Source organism: Roseisolibacter sp. H3M3-2 (assembly GCF_029211165.1).
Lineage (GTDB): Bacteria > Gemmatimonadota > Gemmatimonadetes > Gemmatimonadales > Gemmatimonadaceae > Roseisolibacter.
Genome location: NZ_JARGEK010000078.1, coordinates 1 through 15,998 on the forward strand (window position 1 = coordinate 1; position 15,998 = coordinate 15,998).

Sequence of the window (15,998 nt, forward strand, 5' to 3'; positions counted from 1 at the left end):
GGCGCGGGCTGGCGTCGCGGGTGATGGCCGACGGGGCGGACGCCGGACTGCTGGCGGCCCCACTGGTGGGTGCCGCGGTGCCGCTGCTGCGCGAGGGGCAGGCGGTGGAGGCGCTGGTGGCGCTCGACCCGCGCCCCCGCGCCTGGGACGCCGACGACGCGGCGGCGCTCGCCGAGGCGGGGGCGGCGCTGCTCGACGACCTGGGGCGGCGCGCGCGGACCCGCGAGGCGACGCTGGCGCAGACGCGCGTCGAGTCGGTGCTGCAGAGCATCAGCGACGCCTTCTTCACGATCGACCGGCGGTGGCGGTTCGCGTTCGTGAACGACCGCGCCGAGGCGGTGCTGCAGCGCCCGCGCGCGGCGCTGCTGGGGCGCGTGATGTGGGACGAGTTCCCGGCCGCGGTGGGGTCGGCGTTCGAGCGCGAGTACCGGCGCGCGATGGCGACGGGCGAGGCGGTGGCGTTCGACGCGCACTACCCGGCGCCGCTCGACGCGTGGTACGAGGTGCGCGCGTATCCCGGCCCGGCGGGGCTCGCCGTCTACTTCCAGGACGTGACCGAGCGGCGGCGGGCGGCGGCGGCGCTGGCGGAGAGCGAGGCGCGGTGGCGCGCGGTGCAGGAGGCGTCGCCCGACGGCTCGATCCTGATGCGGGCGGCGCGCGGCGCCGACGGCCGCGTCGCGGACTTCGCGTTCGAGTACGCGAACGCCGCGGCCGCGCGCATCCTGCTCGACCGCGACGAGCCGATCGTCGGCCGCGGGATGCGCGAGGCGTTCCCCGACTCGGTGGAGGCGGGGCGGCTGGCGGTGTACGCGGGGGTCGCCGACACGGGCGCCCCGTGGCTGCGCGACGTGTACTTCGAGCGCGGCGGGGCGCGGCGCGGGCTGCGCGTGTCGGCGGTGCGGGTGGCGCCCGACGTCGTGCACCTCGCGTTCTCGGACCTCACCGACCGGCTGCGCGACGCCGAGGAGCGCGAGCGGCTGCTGGAGGCGCTGCGCGCGCAGCAGGGGATGCTCGACGCGGTGATCCGCCACATGCCGGCCGGCGTGACGGTGGCGGAGGCGCCGGCGGGGCGGCTCGCGCTCTGGAACCCGGAGGCGGAGCGCGTGCTCGGGCACCCGGTGCACCCGTCGGAGGCGGTGCGCGACTACGCGGCGTTCGGCGCGGTGCACGAGGACGGGCGGCCGTACGCCCCCGACGAGTACCCGACGGCGCGCGCGCTCGGCGGCGCGGTGGTGGCGCAGGAGGGGATGCGCTACCTGCGCGGCGACGGGCGCGTGGCGCGGCTCAGCGTGAGCGCCGCGCCGGTGCGCGACGCCGAGGGGCGGGTGACGCACGCGGTGTGCGCGTTCGTCGACGTGACGGAGCGGGAGGCGCTGGAGGAGCGGACGCGCCGGCTGCAGGAGGCGTCGGCGGCGCTGGCGGCGGCGGCGACGCCGGCCGAGGTCACCGAGAGCTTCGTCGCCCACGCGGTGCGCACGCTCGGCGCGTTCGCCGGGTCGATGGCGCTGGTGGACGCCGGCGGCGAGACGGCGACGTTCGCGCACGCGGTGGGGTACGCGCCCGAGGTGCTGGCGCGGTGGCGCACCTTCCCGCTGGCGGCGGCGACCCCGTTCGGCGACGCGATGCGCGACGGCGCGGCGGTGCACCTCGCGGGGCGCGACGACTGGTGGGCGCGCTACCCGCACATGGTGGCGGCGGGGACGGCGCCGGTGAACGAGTCGCTGGCCGTGCTGCCGATGGCGGCGGGCGGGCGCGTGATCGGCGCGCTGGGGCTCGGGTTCCGCGAGGCGCGCGCGCTGCCGCCGGACGACCGGACGTACCTCGAGACGCTGGCCGCCGTGGCGGCGCAGGCGCTCGACCGCGCGAGCGCGTACGCGCGCGCCCACGCGGCGCGGCGCGAGGCCGAGCAGGCGAACGCGGCGAAGGCCGAGTTCCTGGCGACGATGTCGCACGAGCTGCGCACGCCGCTCAACGCGATCGGCGGGTACACGCAGCTGCTGGAGCTGGGGGTGCACGGCCCGGTGACGCCGGCGCAGCGCGACGCGCTCGACCGCGTGCAGCGCAGCCAGCAGCACCTGCTCGGCCTCATCAACGCGGTGCTGAACTACGCCAAGCTGGAGGCGGGGCGCGTCGAGTACGCGCTCGAGCCGGTGAACGCCGGCGCCCTGGCGCGCGCGGTGGAGGCGCTGGTCGCGCCGCAGGCGGAGGCGAAGGGGATCGCGCTCGCCGTGCGCGCCGCCGACGAGCGGCTGGCGATGCGCGCCGACGCGGAGAAGGCCCGGCAGGTGCTGCTCAACCTCCTCTCGAACGCCGTCAAGTTCACCGCCCCGGGCGGGCGGGTGACGGTGACGTGCGAGGCGCAGGGGGACGACGGGGCGGCGATCGAGGTGCGCGACACCGGGCGCGGGATCGCCGCGCGCCAGCTCGACCGCATCTTCGACCCGTTCGTGCAGGTGGGGCGGCGGCTCACGTCGGGCGACGAGGGGACGGGGCTCGGCCTCGCGATCAGCCGCGACCTGGCGCGCGGGATGGGGGGCGAGCTGACGGTCGAGAGCGAGCCGGGGGTCGGCTCGGCGTTCCGGTTCGTCCTGCCGCGGGCGGGCTGAGGGGGGCGCGTGTACGCCACCTGCCTGCACTGCCTGGCGCCGCTGGGGCGCAACGAGGCGCTGGCCGAGTTCCCGGTGGGCCGCCGGGTGGCGTTCGACCCGGCGCGCGGGCGGCTGTGGGCGGTGTGCGGGCGGTGCGGGCGCTGGAACCTGGCGCCGCTGGAGCAGCGGTGGGCGGCGGTGGAGGAGTGCGAGCGCCGCTACCGCGCGACGCGCTGCCGCTTCGCGACCGACCACGTCGGGCTGGCCGGGCTCCCCGACGGGACGGAGCTGGTGCGCGTCGGCGCCGCGCTGCGCGCCGAGCTGGCGCCGTGGCGCTACGGCGCGTGGCTGCTGCGGCGCGCGGCGCCCCGCCCGCGCGCCTGGCGCGCGCTCCCGTCGCTGGCGGCGCTCGGCGAGCGCGTGGCGACGGTGACGACCGCGGTGGTCGCGCGCTGGCGGCGCGACCGCGCGCTCGACGTGGTGCGGCTCGACGACGCGGCCGACGGGCCGGACGTGCCGCTGGCGGTGGTGCGCGAACCCCTCCTCGCCGGCGCGGCGCCGGCGCGCGCCGAGGCGGGGGAGCCGTGGGCGCTGGAGCTGGCGCACGAGCGCGGGCCGGTGCGGCTGTCGGGGGGCGCGGGGCTGCGCGCGGCGTCGGCGCTGCTGGCGGCGGCCAACCGCGGCAGCGTGTCGCCCGAGCTGGTGGCCGAGGCAGCGCGCAAGGTCGACGAGGCGGCGGACCCCGACGGCTACTTCCGGCGCGTGCTGCGCACGGCGTGGCGGTGGCGGTGGGGGCTGCTGGCGCAGGGGCACGAGCCCGCGCCGCTGGCGACGCTCCCGGCGCGCGCCGACGCGGCGGCCGACCACGACCTCGCGGTGCAGCTCACGGGGCGCTCGTTCTGGGCGCACGGCGGGCTGGGGAGCGCCACGCGCACGCCGCTGCTGGCGATGCCGGCGGTGGACCGGCTGGCGCTGGAGATGGTGGCGCACGAGCAGGCCGAGCGCGCGGCGCTGGAGACCGAGCTGGCGGCGCTGCAGACGGCGTGGCGCGAGGCCGAGGAGATCGCGGCGATCGCCGACGCGCTGTAGCGCGGTGCGCGCGCCCCACTGGCGCCCGGCGGTCGGGGAGGCACCTTCCCGGACGCGTTCCCGATCCGCCGCACCCCCTCGTGTCGTCAGGAGATCCGTGACATGCGCCGTGACATGCGCCGTTTCTCGTGGACCGCGCTCGCGGCCGCGTCGTTCCTCGCCGCGGGCGCCGCGCCCCTGCCCGCGCAGGAGCGCGCCGGCGCCCAGCCGCTGCCGACGGTCGCCATCATCGGCACCGGCACCGTCGGCAGCGCGCTCGGCCCGCAGCTCGCGAAGCTCGGGCACCCAGTGATCTACGGCTCGCGCGAGCCGGGGCGCGAGGCCGTGCGCACGCTGGTCGCGCGCACCGGGCCGAGGGGCTCGGCGGCGACGCAGCAGGACGCGGCCGCGCGCGCGGACGTGATCGTGCTCGCGGTGCCGGCGGCCGCGCTGGAGGAGCTGGTGACGAAGGGGCTCGGCCGGACCGACGGGAAGGTGCTGGTCGACGTCAGCACCGGGGCCATGCGGAAGGCGGCCGACGGCTACATGGAGCTCGTCCCCGGCCCGTCGAACAGCGAGCGCGTGCAGGCGTGGGCGCCGCGGGCGCGCGTGGTGAAGGTCGCGATCCCCGGCGCCTACGTCATCCCGCAGCCGATGGTGCACGGCGTCGCCCCGACGGTCCCCATCGCCGCGAACGACCGGGCGGCGAAGGAGACCGTCGCGCGCATGATCGCGGGGATCGGCCTGGACCCGTTCGACGCGGGGCCGCTGCGCTTCTCCCGCTCGATCGACGAGTTCGCGCTCCTGTTCTTCGTGCCGCTGCAGCAGGGGCGCGCCGAGGGGATCGAGATGAAGTTCCTCCGCAGCAGCTACTTCCCCTGCTTCTGGCCGGTCCGCAAGCAGTTCGGCGCCCCGTCCGACTCCGCCGACCACGCGACGTTCCCCGCGACGGGGACGACGCCGCGCCCGTGCGCGGCGTGGGGGGGGCGCTGACGTGGCCGACGCGGGCGTGGTCGACGCGGACCTGGCCCCGCTGCGCCGCGCGCTCGTCGACGCCGACCCGGCCGAGGCGGCGGAGCTGGTGGCGTGCGAGGCGCGGCTGCGCGACGCGCAGCTGCGCGCCGACGTCGCCGCGCTCGACGCGCTGATCGCCGACGCGCTGCTGTTCACGGGCCCCGACGGGCGCCTCGCCACGAAGGCCGACGACCTGGCGGCGCACGCGACGGGGGCCGTGCGGTTCCGCGCGCACGAGCCGGAGGAGCTGCGCGTGCGCCGCGTCGGCCCCGACGTCGCCGTCACCGCGCTGCGCGCGCGCCTCGCGGTGGAGGTGGGGGGCGCGCTGGTCGAGGGGCCGGTGCGCTACACGCGCGTGTGGGCGCGGGAGGGCGGCGGCGCGTGGCGCGTGGTGGGCGGGCACGTCGCGCTCGTGCCGGCGGAGGGGACGTCGTGAGCGGCGCGTTCGAGCTGCGCGCCTACCGCGACGCCGACCACGCCGAGTGGCTGCGCATGCGCCGCGCGCTGTGGCCCGAGATCGCGCGCGAGCGCGAGGTCGAGGACGGCGCCGAGTGGCTGGCGCGCGACGACGCGACCGTGCTGGTCGCCGAGCGCGCGGCGGGGGGGCTGTGCGGCTTCGCGGAGGTGGCGGAGCGCCCCTACGCCGAGGGGTGCGAGACGAGCCCGGTGACCTACCTCGAGGGGTGGTGGGTGGACGCCGACGTGCGGCGCGCCGGCGTCGGCGCGGCGCTGGTGCGCGCCGCGGAGGACTGGGGGCGGTCGCGCGGGCGCACCGAGATGGGCTCGGACGTCCTGCTCGACAACGACGTCTCCCACACCGCGCACCGCGCGCTCGGCTTCGACGAGGTCGAGCGGCTGGTGATGTACCGCAAGTCGCTCTGACCGGGTGGACGCCGACACGCACCCGGCGCGCTGGCGCACGCTGGCGCTGCTCGCGGCGGCCGAGCTGCTCGGGATGGCGCTCTGGTTCTCGGGGAGCGCGGTGGCGCCGCAGTTCCGCGCGCTGTGGGGGCTGACGGCGGGCGAGGCGGGGTGGCTGACGACCGCGGTGAACCTCGGCTTCGTGGCGGGCACCGCGGCGAGCGCGCTGCTCAACCTCGCCGACGTCGTGCCGGCGCGGCGCCTGTTCGCCCTGTCGGCGGTCGCCGGCGCGGCGGCGAACGCGATGGTGCTCACCGCCGACGGGCTGGCGGGGGCGCTCGTCTGGCGCTTCTGCACCGGCGTGTGCCTGGCGGGCGTCTACCCGCCGGCGATGAAGATGATCGCGACCTGGTTCCGCGCGCGGCGCGGGCTGGCGGTGGGCACCGTCGTCGGCGCGCTGACGGTGGGGAAGGCGACGCCGTACCTCGTGCACGCGATCCCCGGTGCGGGGATCGTCCCGGTGACGCTGGTCGCGTCGGCCGGCGCGCTGCTGGCGGCGGCGCTGGTGTGGGCGGGCTTCCGCGACGGGCCGTACCCGTTCCCGCCGCGTCCGTTCTCGTGGGGGCTGGTGGGACGCATCGCGCGCGAGCGGCGGTGGCGGCTGGCGACGGGCGGCTATCTCGGCCACATGTGGGAGCTGTACGCCGCGTGGACGTGGCTCCCCGCCTTCATCGCCGCCAGCGTCGCGGCGCGCGACCCGCAGGCCGGCGCCGAGGGGGAGCGCGCCGCGAGCGCGGTCGCCTTCGCCGCGCTCGCCGTCGGGGGGCTCGGCTGCGTGTGGGGCGGGCTGGCCGCCGACCGCCGCGGGCGCGAGTGGCTCGTCACGCGCGCGATGCTGGTGAGCGGCGCCTGCGCGCTGGGCGTCGGGCTCACGTTCGGGCGCTCGCTCTGGCTGCTGGTGCCGGTCGCGCTGGTGTGGGGCGTGTCGGTGATCGCCGACAGCGCGCAGTTCTCGGTGCTGGTCACCGAGAGCGTGCCCCCCGACGCGGTGGGGACCGCGCTCACGCTCCAGACGTCGATCGGCTTCCTGCTCACCACCGTGACCATCCAGCTCGTGCCGCGCCTCGCGGAGTCGGTGGGGTGGGCGTGGGCGTTCCCGATCCTGGCGATCGGCCCGGCGCTCGGCGTCTGGAGCATCGGGCGGCTGGCCGCGCTCCGGCGGACGGCCGCGTCCTAGTGCGGCGGGGGGAGCGGGGCCGCCGGCGGCCGCGCGGCGCGTGACGGCGCGTGCGGCGGCAGCCAGAGGGTGAAGCACGCGCCCGACGCCACGCGCGACGCCGCGCCGCCCACCGTCAGGTCGCCGTCGAGCAGCCGCGCGATGCGCCGCGAGATCGCGAGCCCGAGGCCGACGCCGGGCTTCTGCTCGTGCATCGGCAGGCGCGAGAACTCCTCGAACACCGCCTCGCGCAGCGGCTCGGGGACGCCCGGGCCGGTGTCGCTCACGTCGACCGCCACCCACGCGCGCGCGCGCGGCGCGCCGGGGCGCGGGCGCCGCTCCGCGCGCACGGCGATCTCGCCGCCGGGCGGCGTGTACTTGATCGCGTTCGACAGCAGGTTGCCGAGCACCTGCCGCACGCGCTCCGCGTCGGTGACCACGACCGGGTCGCCGGCCAGGCCCGCGGTCAGCCGGTGCCCCGCGGTGCGCGCCGCGGCCGCGTGCTCCGCCGCCACCTCGCCGACGAGCGCCGCGAGGTCGACCTCGCGCCGCACGACGCTCAGCTGCCCGGCCTCGGCGCGCGACAGCTCCAGCAGGTCGTCGATCAGCGCCACGACCGAGCGCACGCCGCGGCGGATGCGCGCCACGCTGTCGCGCTGCGCCGGCGCGACCGGGCCGAGCAGCCCGTCCTCCAGCAGCTGCGCGTGGCCGTCGATCGCGTGCAGCGGGTTCTTGAGGTCGTGGCTGATGCCGCGCATGAGCCGCGCGCGCCCCTCCGACACGCGGCGCAGCTGCCGCCCGCGCTCCTCGGCCGCAGCCGCGTAGAGGTGCAGCCGGCGCGCGAGCCACACCACCACGCCCGCGCCGGCGAGGCCGAGCAGCGCCAGCGTGGCGGACAGCCGCCGGTACGCGCGGTCGGCGTCCATGATGCGCTCCTGCGTCTGCTCCGTCTCCTCGGCGATCGCCTCGTCGAGCCGCGCCGCCGCGAGCAGCACGTCCTCGAACGCCTCGCCGTGCAGCGCCGCGCGGCCGCTCCCGCCGTCGGCGGCGGCGATCCCCCGCCCGACCGAGTGGTGCCACGCGGCCTGCATGCGCTCCAACTCGGAGAACCGCGTGCGCACGGCCCCGCCGAGCCGCGCGACGACGGGCGCGAGGCGTCGCGCCGCGGCGCGCTCCTGCTCCACCGCGTCGCGGTAGCGCTCGAGGAGCGTCGAGTCGCGCGTCTCCACCAGCTCGCCGAGCACCGAGCCCTCCACCGCGAGCGCGAGCTGCAGCGAGGTGACGGCGCCGCGCCCCGGCTCGGTGAGCAGCTGCATCCGGTCGTGCGCGCGCTGGACGTCGCCGGCCGTCGTGAACGGCAGCAGCACCAGCGCGGCGACGACCAGCAGCAGGAACGCGCCCGGCGCGGCCGCCCGCCAGTCGCGGCCGCGCCGAGGCGCGGGCTCCGCTCCGCGCGCGCCGTCCGTCAAGAGTCGGATCCCTCCGGGACGCCGTGCGCCGCGTCGCGCGGCGGCGCGGTGAGCGCCTCCGACCAGCAGTGCCCGCACGCCACGCACGTCGCCAGCAGCACGCGCTCGCGCGCCGGGCGGTCGCGCCGGCCGAAGACCGCGAGCTGCTGCGAGACCCGGGTGCCGCCGCACCGGGGACAGCCGGGGCGCAACGAGGGGAGCGTCATGGCGCGTCGGCGGTGCAGGGTGGAGTCACGACCACGCGTCCGCGTCGACCGGGTCGTGGTCGGCCGGCGCGGTGCCGGCGGGCGCCGGGCGGCGTGGGATGGGGGGCGGGAGCGCGTCGAGCAGCCGGTCGGCGCGCGCGAGCCACGCCGCGATCGTCCGCGTGCGGCGCTCGCGCTCCGAGGGGCGGCGCTCGAGCGGGAAGCCGATGTCGAGCGCCGCCTCGACGAGCGACCGGATGGTCATCGCCGAGAACGACGTGGCGTAGAGCGCGGCGACGTAGGTCACCAGCGCGAACTCCACCTCCGCGTCGATCCCCGACTCGGCCGCCCGCACCAGCGCCAGCCGCCCGGAGCGGAGGCTGGCGCGCTCCTCCGCGTCCGGCGTCATCGGCACGGGCCGGTCACGGTGCGGTGGCGGCCACCGTGCCGCCGACGAGCTCGAACGCGGCGCGGCGGTTCCGCGACCAGCACGCCTCGGCGGCGTCGGTGCACACCGGCCGCTCCTCGCCGAAGCCGACCAGGTCGAGGCGGTCGTCGCCGATCCCGCGCTGCGTCAGGAAGCGCTTGGCCGCCGCCGCGCGGCGCTGGCTGAGGGCGAGGTTGTACTCGTCGGAGCCCCGCTCGTCGGTGTGCCCGGCGATGCGCAGGCGGATCCCCGCGTTCTGCTGCAGGACCGGGAGCTTGGCCTCCAGCGTCTGCCGCGCCTCGGCGTCGAGGTCCGAGCGGTCGTACTCGAAGTAGACCACCGCCTCCAGCACCGCGCGCGCCCGCTCGGCGGCCTCGCGCTCGGCGCGGAGCCGGGCCTCCTCGGCGGCGCGGCGGCCGGCCTCCGCGGCGTCGCGGCGCGCGCGCTCGGCGGCGTCGTAGCGCGCGGCGGCCACCGCCTCGGGGGCGGCGACGGGGGCGGCGCGCTTGGCGCGGCACGCCGACGCGACCGTCAGCAGCGGAAGGGCGAGCAGGGCGAGGGTGCGGGGCTTCATGGCGGGTGCGGGAGACTGGGAATCCGACGGCGGGATCGCCGGCGACGGGGGAACCATGGGCCGACGCGTTCACGGTCGATTCAAGCGACCATCAAAGCGCGACCGCCCAACGACTTGCGCGCGCGCGACGGCGGTCACCGCGACGCCACGCGGACGGCCGGCGCCCGCCAGGCCGCGACGTTCAGGTCCGCGCGCAGGGCGACCGGCATCGGCAGCGGGCCGCCGGCGCCGTCGACCACCGCGAGCGCCAGCGCGTCGGCCACGTCGGCGCGCACGTCGCGGATCACCCGCGCGGGGCGCGCGACGCGGGGCGCGTGCACGCGGTTGGTCAGCAGCACCGCGAACGCCTGCCGCGTCGGGTCGATCACGAGGAAGGTCCCCGTGAACCCGGTGTGCATCACGGCCCGCTCGTCGAGCAGGCGGCCGCACACGTCGTCGCGGTCGGTCCCGCACGTCTCCCACCCGAGGGCGCGCCGCGTCTCGCCGGGGGCGCGCCGCAGGAACCTCCGCACGGTCGACTCGGCGAACACGCGCACGCCGTTCGGGCCGACGCCGCCGCCGAGCAGCGTCTGGGCGTAGACGGCCAGGTCGGCGGCGGTCCCGAAGAGCCCCGCGTGCCCCGCCACGCCGCCCAGCGCGGCGGCGTTGCCGTCGTGCACCCGGCCGTCGGCCGCGGCGACGCCGGTGGGGGCGAGCCGCGCCAGCCGGGCCGCGCCGTCGTGCGCCAGCGCCGGGCGGAAGGACGTCTGCCGCATACCGAGCGGCCCGAACACGCGCCGCTGCAGGTAGACGTCCATCGGCTCGCGCGCGGCGACCTCGACCACCCGCCCGAGCACGATCATCCCCAGGTCGGAGTACTCGACGGTCCGCCCGGGCCGGCCGCGGAGCGGCGAGTGGAGGACCTGGAGGAGCGCCGCCTCGGGCGTGGGATTGCGCCACAGCGCGGCGCCCGCCGCGAGCCCGCTCCGGTGCTCCAGCAGCTGACGCACGGTCACCCCCTCGCGCCCCGCGCCGGTGAACGCGGGCAGGTAGCGCCGCACCGGCGCGTCGAGGTCGAGCCGCCGGTCGTCGACGAGCGCCATCACCGCGCTGGTGGTCCCGACGACCTTCGTCAGCGAGGCGAGGTCGTAGAGCGTCGACTCCGCGGACACGCGCCGCCCGCCCTCCCAGGCCAGCGTGCCGTAGCCCCGCTGCCACACCGCGCGGCCGCGCCGGCCGACGATGAGGGCGGCACCCGGATAGCCGCCCTCGGCGATCCCCCGCGCCACGACGCGGTCGAGCACGGCCAGCCGCTCGGCGGACATGCCGACGGCGGCGGGGCGCGCCCGGGGGAGCCGGACCGCCACCGGGTCGTCGGCGGCCATCGCCCCGGCGACCCGCGGCGCGGGGACGCAGACCAGGGAGACGCCCGCGCCGAGCACGAGCGAGCGGAGCAGGGGGTGGCGGCGGGAGGCGGGCATGGCGGGAGGGGTGCGGCGTGGGGGCGACCGATGGTCGGATCGGAACATGACCGGCCCCGGGCACGCGCCCGCCAAGCGCCGATCAAATGCTTCCGAGACAACGACTTGGGGTGGCGCCCGCGGCCGCGCGCGGTCACCTTTCGCGCTGCCCATGGCCATCCGACTCCGCTCCGGTCGATGCTGACCCTCACGACGCTCGGCGGCCTCGCGCTGGCGGCCGACGGGCGCGAGGTGGGGAGCGTCGCCACCCAGCGGCGCCCCATGGCGCTCCTCGCCATCCTGGCGGCGGCGGGCGACGCGGCGGTGTCGCGCGAGCGGCTGGCCGCGCTGCTCTGGCCCGACGCCGAGCCCGAGCGCGCCCGCCGCTCGGTCGCGCAGGCGGTCTACACGCTGCGGCGCGCGACCGGGCTGGAGCAGGTGGTGGTCGGGACGACCGCCCTCCAGCTGAACGGCGACCTGATCGCGAGCGACCTGGCCGACTTCCGGACGGCGCTCGCCGGGGAGCGGCTGGACGACGCGGTCGCCGCCTACCGGGGGCCCTTCCTCGAGGGGTTCTACCTCCCGGGCGGCGCGGTGGACTTCGAGCGGTGGGCCGAGGGGGAGCGCGACCGCCTGGCGCACGAGTACGCGCGGGCGCTCACCGCGCTGGCCCGGCGGGCGGAGGCGGCGGGCGACCTCGCCGAGTCGGTGAGCGCCCGCCGCCGGCTGGTCGCCCTCGACCCGCTGGACTCGGGGGCCACGCTGACGCTGGTGGACGCGCTGGCGCGCGCCGGCGACGTCGCCGGGGCCCTCCGCGCGGCGCGCGTCCACGAGACGCTCCTGGCGCAGGAGCTGGAGCTGGCCCCGCCGCGCGAGCTGCGGGAGCGGGTGGCCGCGCTGCAGACCGCGTCGGGGCCGCCGGTGGTGGCGCCGCCTCCGCCGACCGTGGCGACGCCCGCCCCGGAGCCGGCGGCGTCCGTCCCCGGCCCACCGCCCGTCGTCGAGGCGCCCGTCGTGGTGGCTGCTCCGCCGACGCGCGCGAGGCGGTGGCGAACGGCCCGGCGGCTGGCGGTCGCGGCCGTGGTGGGGGGCGTCCTCGTCGGCGGCACGGTGCTGGGGCGGCGGCTGCTGGCCCCGGCGGCGCCCGCGCCGCGCCCGGTGGCCCCGCTGCGCGCGAACGTCCTCGCGGTCGTCCCCTTCGCGATCGACTCGGCGGACCCGGCGCTGCGCGACCTCGGCGAGGGGGTGGCCGACGCGCTGGCGCGGATGCTGGACGCCGGCGAGGGGGGGCCGCGGGCCGTCGACCCGGGGACCGTCTTCGCCGCCGTCGAGCGTCTGGCCGGCACGGCGCCCGCGGGGCGCCAGGTCGCCCTCGACGCCGGGCGCGCGGTCGGCGCGGGGGAGGTGGTCGCGGGGCGGATCGTCGGCGACGCCCGCCGGCTGTCGCTCGTGGCGACGCTGCTCGACGTGCCGGGCGGCGGGCAGCGGGCGCTGGCGAGCGTGGCCGGGCCGCTTGACAGCCTGCCCGTGCTGCTGGAGCGCGTGGCGACGCAGGTGGTGGCCGGGCGGGCGCTCGGGCGCGACCGGCGCGGGGCGATCGGCGACGTGTCGCTCCCCGTGTTGCGCGCGTACCTCGGGGCGGAGGCCGCCGTCCGCGACGACCGCATCGACGACGCGCTGCGGCTCTACCAGCGGGCGCTCGACGGCGACTCGACCTTCGCGCCGGCCGCGCTGGGGCTCGCCGAGGCGGCCGACCGGTTCAACGGCGCCGAGCAGCACGATCGCGGGCTGGCGCTCGCGTGGGCCGGGCGCGACCGCCTCGCCGAGCGCGACCGGGCGTGGCTGACGGCGCTGGCGGGCCCCCGCTACCCGGCGCCGTCGCCCGCGTCCGAGCAGCTGGCGGCCTGGGAGCGGGCGGTCGCGGTGGCGCCCGACCGCGCGTCGGCGTGGAGCGAGCTGGGGGAGCGGCTGCTCCACGACGGCCGCATGCTGGGGCTGCGCACCGCCGACCAGCGCGCCGAGGCCGCGTTCCGCCGCGCGCTGGCGCTGGACCCGGAGTACGCGCCGGCGCTGCGCAGCCAGATCGAGCTGGCCGCGCTCCGCGGCGACACGGCGACGCTCGGCCGCATCGCGGCGCCCGAGCAGGTGCGGCGCGTGGGGGGCGACCTCACCGGCTACCTGCTGTGGCGCGTCGCGGTGGTGCGCGGCGACTCGGCGTTGCTGGCCGGGCTGCGCCCGCGGCTCCCGTCGCTGGGGACGCCGAGCCTGCGGGCGATCGCGATGGCGGCGCAGCACACGGGGCTCGGGCGGGGGGACGGCGAGCGGGCCCTGCGGGCGCTCGGGGCGCGCGCCGCCCTGGCCGCCGAGCAGTTCGACGTGCTGCTGGCGGAGCACAGCCTCGCCCTCGGGGAGGGGCGGCCGGTGCGCGCGCTGGACGTGACCGAGCGGCTGGAGGACGCGCAGCCGTGGAGCCGCGCCCACCTCCGGCTACGCGTGCTCGACGCGCTGTACGGCGACGGGGACAGCACGGCCGCGGCGGCGGCGGCGGCGACGCTGGCGCGGGTGGTGGACGGCCGGGCGGAGCGGCAGCCCGACGCGCGCGCGCTCCAGCTGGCGGACCTGTGCGTGCTGACGCAGTGGCGGGTGGCGCAGCTGCGCGGCCCCCGGCCGGCCGCGGCGCAGGTCGCGCCGGTGCGGGCGGCCGTGGCGTCGCTGCGCCGCGCCGAGCTGCCGCGCGTGGTCGTCCCCGTCGGCGTGACGCCGCCGGCGTGCGCCGAGCTGCTCGAGGCGCAGCTCGCCGTGGTCACCGGAGCGCCCGACGCCCGCCGGCGGGTGGAGCAGCTCGACGCCCTGATGCTGACCGGGCCGGCCATCGGCGACGCGCGGACCTACGCGCACATCGCGGTCGCCCGCCTGTTCCGGCGGGTCGGCGCGCCCGAGCGCGCGCTGGCCGCCGTCCGCCAGCGCGCCTACCTGCGGGGGTGGCCGCGCTACCTCGCCCCGTCGGTCGAGGAGGAGGCGCGGCTGGCGCTGTCGGTCGGGGACAGCGCGGCGGCGCGCACGGCGGCGGCGTCGGCGCTGCTGCTGGGCGCCGAGCCCGAGGAGGCGCTGCGAGCGCGGACGGACAGCCTGCGCGCGCTGGCGCGGCCGCGTCGCGGCGGGCCCGGTTGACGGCCCGCGGGCGCCGCGACGACGGCGGGCAAGTCGTTGCGGCGCAGGCGTTTGATTCCGTCTGATCGGGAGCTGACCGGGGGCGCGAGGTTGGGGGCGTCGGATCCGGGGCGCGCGGTGTCGCACGCCCCGACCGCGCGCCACCGAATGGACCTCGGAGACGCTCCATGACGACGCCCGTGACCGTCCGCCTGCTCGGCGGGCTTTCGATAGAGACCGCCGCCGGCCGCCCCGAGGGCGCCGGCGCCCAGCCCCGCCGCCTGGCCCTGCTCGCGATCATCGCGCGGGCGGGCGAGCGGGGCGTCGCCCGCGAGAAGCTGCTGGCGATGCTGTGGCCCGACGCCGAGCCCGAGGCCGGGCGGCGGGCGCTCAACCAGGCCGTGTACGCGCTCCGCCGCGACGTCGGCGCGGGGGAGCTGGTGGACGGCGTCCACGCGCTGCGCCTGAACCCCGACGTCGCCGCCTGCGACGTGCTCCGCTTCGAGGCGGCGCTTCGCGACGGCCGGCTGGAGGAGGCGGCGACGCTGTACGACGGGCCGTTCCTCGACGGCTTCCGGCTGCAGGGCGCGCCGGAGTTCGACCGCTGGGCCGACGAGGAGCGGCGCGAGCTGGCGCACCGGATGGAGGGGATCCTGGAGCGGCTGGCGAAGGGTGCCGAGCAGCGCGGTGCTGCTGCCGATGCGGCGCGGTGGTGGCGCAAGCTCGCCGCCGTCGATCCGCTCGACGCGCGCGTGGCGACGGGGCTGATGCGGGCGCTGGTCGCCGGCGGCGACGTGACCGGGGCGCTCCAGCACGCGCGCATCTACGAGGTCCTGATGCAGCAGGAGCTCGACCTGCCGGCCGACGCCGGGGTGGTGGAGCTGGCGCGCCGGATCCGCGCCGGGGAGCTGACCCCGTCCGCCGCGCCGGCCCCGACCGCCCCGACGCCGACCGCCCCGACGCCGACCGCCCCGCCGCCGACCGCCCCGCCGCCGACGGACGGCGCGGCGGCGGACGGCCGCGGGGTGGCCGTCCTCCCCTTCGTCCACCTCGGCGACGTGGACCGGGAGGCGTTCACCGAGGGGGTGAGCGAGGAGGTGCTGCACGCGCTGGGCGAGGTGCCGGGGGTCCGGGTGGCGGCGCGCAGCGCCTCGTTCGCCTTCCGCGGCTCGGCCGTGGACCTGGCGGAGGTGGGGGCGCGGCTGGGGGTGGGGCTGGTGGTGGAGGGGAGCGTGCGCCACTGTGGCGTCGGGGTGCGCGTCACCGCCCGCCTGGTGGACGTCGCGACCGGCCAGCCGCTGGCCGCGGAGCGCGTGGACGCCGAGCGGTCGGGGGACGCGGGGGACTCGTTCGCGCTGCAGGACGCGATCGCGGCCCGGGTGGTGGCGCGCGTGGTCGGCGCGCTGCCGTCCGCCCTGGCGGGGGTGGCCTGAGGCCGGGTGATCGGCAGGTGACCGGGGCCCCGTACCCTTCCCGTCGTTCCCCCGCGCCACCCTCCCCGCCGCCCGCGCCCCGCCGCCCCATGCACGCCGACGACGCCGACCGCATCCGCGCCAGCTGGGCGCGCCTCGCCCCGCACGCCGACGCGGTGGCCGACGACTTCTACGCGCGCCTGTTCGCGACCGCGCCCGACGCCGCGGCGCTGTTCGCGCACGTCGACATGGCGGTGCAGCGGCAGAAGTTCCTGCGCATGGTGGGCGACCTGGTGCGCGTGCTCGACGACCCCGGGGAGCTGGTGTCGGAGAGCGTCCCGTCGGGGCGGCGCCACGCGTCGTACGGCGCGCGCGACGAGCACTGGGCGCTGGTCGGCCGCGCGCTGCTCGACGCTATGGCGCACGCGCTCGGCGACGACTTCGACCGCGCCACGCGCGCGGCGTGGCAGGAGCTGTACACGCTGGTGTCGGCGGTCATGCAGCGCGCCGCCAGCCGGGCGCGCCCCGCGCGGGTCTAGGCCGCGGTCCTACGGCGCCGGCGCGCGGCGGCCGAGGGCGGCGACGCGCCGCCGCG

At 78.9% G+C, this 15,998-nt stretch carries 14 protein-coding genes; 9 read left to right on the forward strand and 5 right to left on the reverse strand.

The annotated features are described in order from the left end of the window. The 6 genes from PYV61_RS08865 to PYV61_RS08890 all read left to right on the forward strand — a co-directional run. On the forward strand, positions 1-2,606 hold a 2,606-nt coding region (locus PYV61_RS08865; protein ID WP_275830479.1), incomplete at its 5' end, for an ATP-binding protein. A 9-nt stretch (positions 2,607-2,615) separates the two neighbouring features. Beyond that, positions 2,616-3,677, forward strand: coding sequence for a hypothetical protein (locus PYV61_RS08870; protein ID WP_275830481.1), 1,062 nt, complete (start codon positions 2,616-2,618; stop codon positions 3,675-3,677). Between the two features lie 102 nt (positions 3,678-3,779). Beyond that, positions 3,780-4,649 carry an NAD(P)-binding domain-containing protein gene (locus PYV61_RS08875; RefSeq protein ID WP_275830483.1) on the forward strand — a complete coding sequence of 290 codons (870 nt, stop codon included), beginning with the start codon at positions 3,780-3,782 and terminating at the stop codon, positions 4,647-4,649. 1 nt (position 4,650) lies between these two features. Then, positions 4,651-5,106 carry a nuclear transport factor 2 family protein gene (locus PYV61_RS08880; RefSeq protein ID WP_275830485.1) on the forward strand — a complete coding sequence of 152 codons (456 nt, stop codon included), beginning with the start codon at positions 4,651-4,653 and terminating at the stop codon, positions 5,104-5,106. After that, positions 5,103-5,552 carry a GNAT family N-acetyltransferase gene (locus PYV61_RS08885; RefSeq protein WP_275830487.1) on the forward strand — a complete coding sequence of 150 codons (450 nt, stop codon included), beginning with the start codon at positions 5,103-5,105 and terminating at the stop codon, positions 5,550-5,552. Before PYV61_RS08880 ends, PYV61_RS08885 begins: the two co-directional genes overlap by 4 nt. A 4-nt stretch (positions 5,553-5,556) precedes the next feature. Then, entirely contained in the window at positions 5,557-6,768 is a 1,212-nt protein-coding gene (locus PYV61_RS08890) for an MFS transporter (protein WP_275830489.1), read from the forward strand. Here PYV61_RS08890 and PYV61_RS08895 read toward each other — a convergent pair. The 5 genes from PYV61_RS08895 to PYV61_RS08915 all read right to left on the reverse strand — a co-directional run bounded on the left by PYV61_RS08895 (position 6,765) and on the right by PYV61_RS08915 (position 10,862). Then, entirely contained in the window at positions 6,765-8,216 is a 1,452-nt protein-coding gene (locus PYV61_RS08895) for a HAMP domain-containing sensor histidine kinase (protein WP_275830491.1), read from the reverse strand. The two genes, PYV61_RS08890 and PYV61_RS08895, sit on opposite strands and share 4 nt — an antisense overlap. After that, on the reverse strand, positions 8,213-8,422 hold the full coding sequence (locus PYV61_RS08900) for a hypothetical protein (protein WP_275830493.1): 210 nt from the start codon (positions 8,420-8,422) through the stop codon (positions 8,213-8,215). The genes PYV61_RS08895 and PYV61_RS08900 overlap by 4 nt, the downstream gene beginning before the upstream one ends. Positions 8,423-8,447: 25 nt before the next feature. After that, entirely contained in the window at positions 8,448-8,816 is a 369-nt protein-coding gene (locus tag PYV61_RS08905) for a hypothetical protein (RefSeq protein ID WP_275830495.1), read from the reverse strand. A gap of 7 nt (positions 8,817-8,823) precedes the next feature. Further along, entirely contained in the window at positions 8,824-9,402 is a 579-nt protein-coding gene (locus PYV61_RS08910) for an OmpA family protein (RefSeq protein ID WP_275830497.1), read from the reverse strand. A 134-nt stretch (positions 9,403-9,536) separates the two neighbouring features. Next, complete coding sequence (locus PYV61_RS08915) at positions 9,537-10,862, reverse strand: serine hydrolase (RefSeq protein ID WP_275830499.1); 1,326 nt, start codon at positions 10,860-10,862, stop codon at positions 9,537-9,539. 177 nt (positions 10,863-11,039) lie between these two features. On the opposite strand from PYV61_RS08915, the gene PYV61_RS08920 reads away from it, so the two are divergent. From PYV61_RS08920 to PYV61_RS08930, 3 genes are all read left to right on the forward strand, one after another. Next, on the forward strand, positions 11,040-14,012 hold the full coding sequence (locus tag PYV61_RS08920; protein ID WP_275830501.1) for a BTAD domain-containing putative transcriptional regulator: 2,973 nt from the start codon (positions 11,040-11,042) through the stop codon (positions 14,010-14,012). Positions 14,013-14,179: 167 nt separating this feature from the next. Further along, a complete protein-coding gene (locus PYV61_RS08925) occupies positions 14,180-15,424 on the forward strand; it encodes a BTAD domain-containing putative transcriptional regulator (protein WP_275830503.1) in 1,245 nt (414 codons plus the stop codon). An 89-nt stretch (positions 15,425-15,513) separates the two neighbouring features. Then, positions 15,514-15,942 carry a globin domain-containing protein gene (locus PYV61_RS08930; protein ID WP_275830505.1) on the forward strand — a complete coding sequence of 143 codons (429 nt, stop codon included), beginning with the start codon at positions 15,514-15,516 and terminating at the stop codon, positions 15,940-15,942. Positions 15,943-15,998 lie beyond the last annotated feature (56 nt).

Excerpts from the sequence above, each read along its gene's own strand:
- PYV61_RS08930 (WP_275830505.1), top strand. The coding sequence starts at position 15,514 with ATGCACGCCGACGACGCCGACCGCATCCGCGCCAGCTGGGCGCGCCTC.
- PYV61_RS08900 (WP_275830493.1), bottom strand. The coding sequence starts at position 8,422 with ATGACGCTCCCCTCGTTGCGCCCCGGCTGTCCCCGGTGCGGCGGCACC.
- PYV61_RS08920 (WP_275830501.1), top strand. The coding sequence starts at position 11,040 with ATGCTGACCCTCACGACGCTCGGCGGCCTCGCGCTGGCGGCCGACGGG.
- PYV61_RS08925 (WP_275830503.1), top strand. The coding sequence starts at position 14,180 with ATGACGACGCCCGTGACCGTCCGCCTGCTCGGCGGGCTTTCGATAGAG.
- PYV61_RS08915 (WP_275830499.1), bottom strand. The coding sequence starts at position 10,862 with ATGCCCGCCTCCCGCCGCCACCCCCTGCTCCGCTCGCTCGTGCTCGGC.
- PYV61_RS08875 (WP_275830483.1), top strand. The coding sequence starts at position 3,780 with ATGCGCCGTGACATGCGCCGTTTCTCGTGGACCGCGCTCGCGGCCGCG.
- PYV61_RS08910 (WP_275830497.1), bottom strand. The coding sequence starts at position 9,402 with ATGAAGCCCCGCACCCTCGCCCTGCTCGCCCTTCCGCTGCTGACGGTC.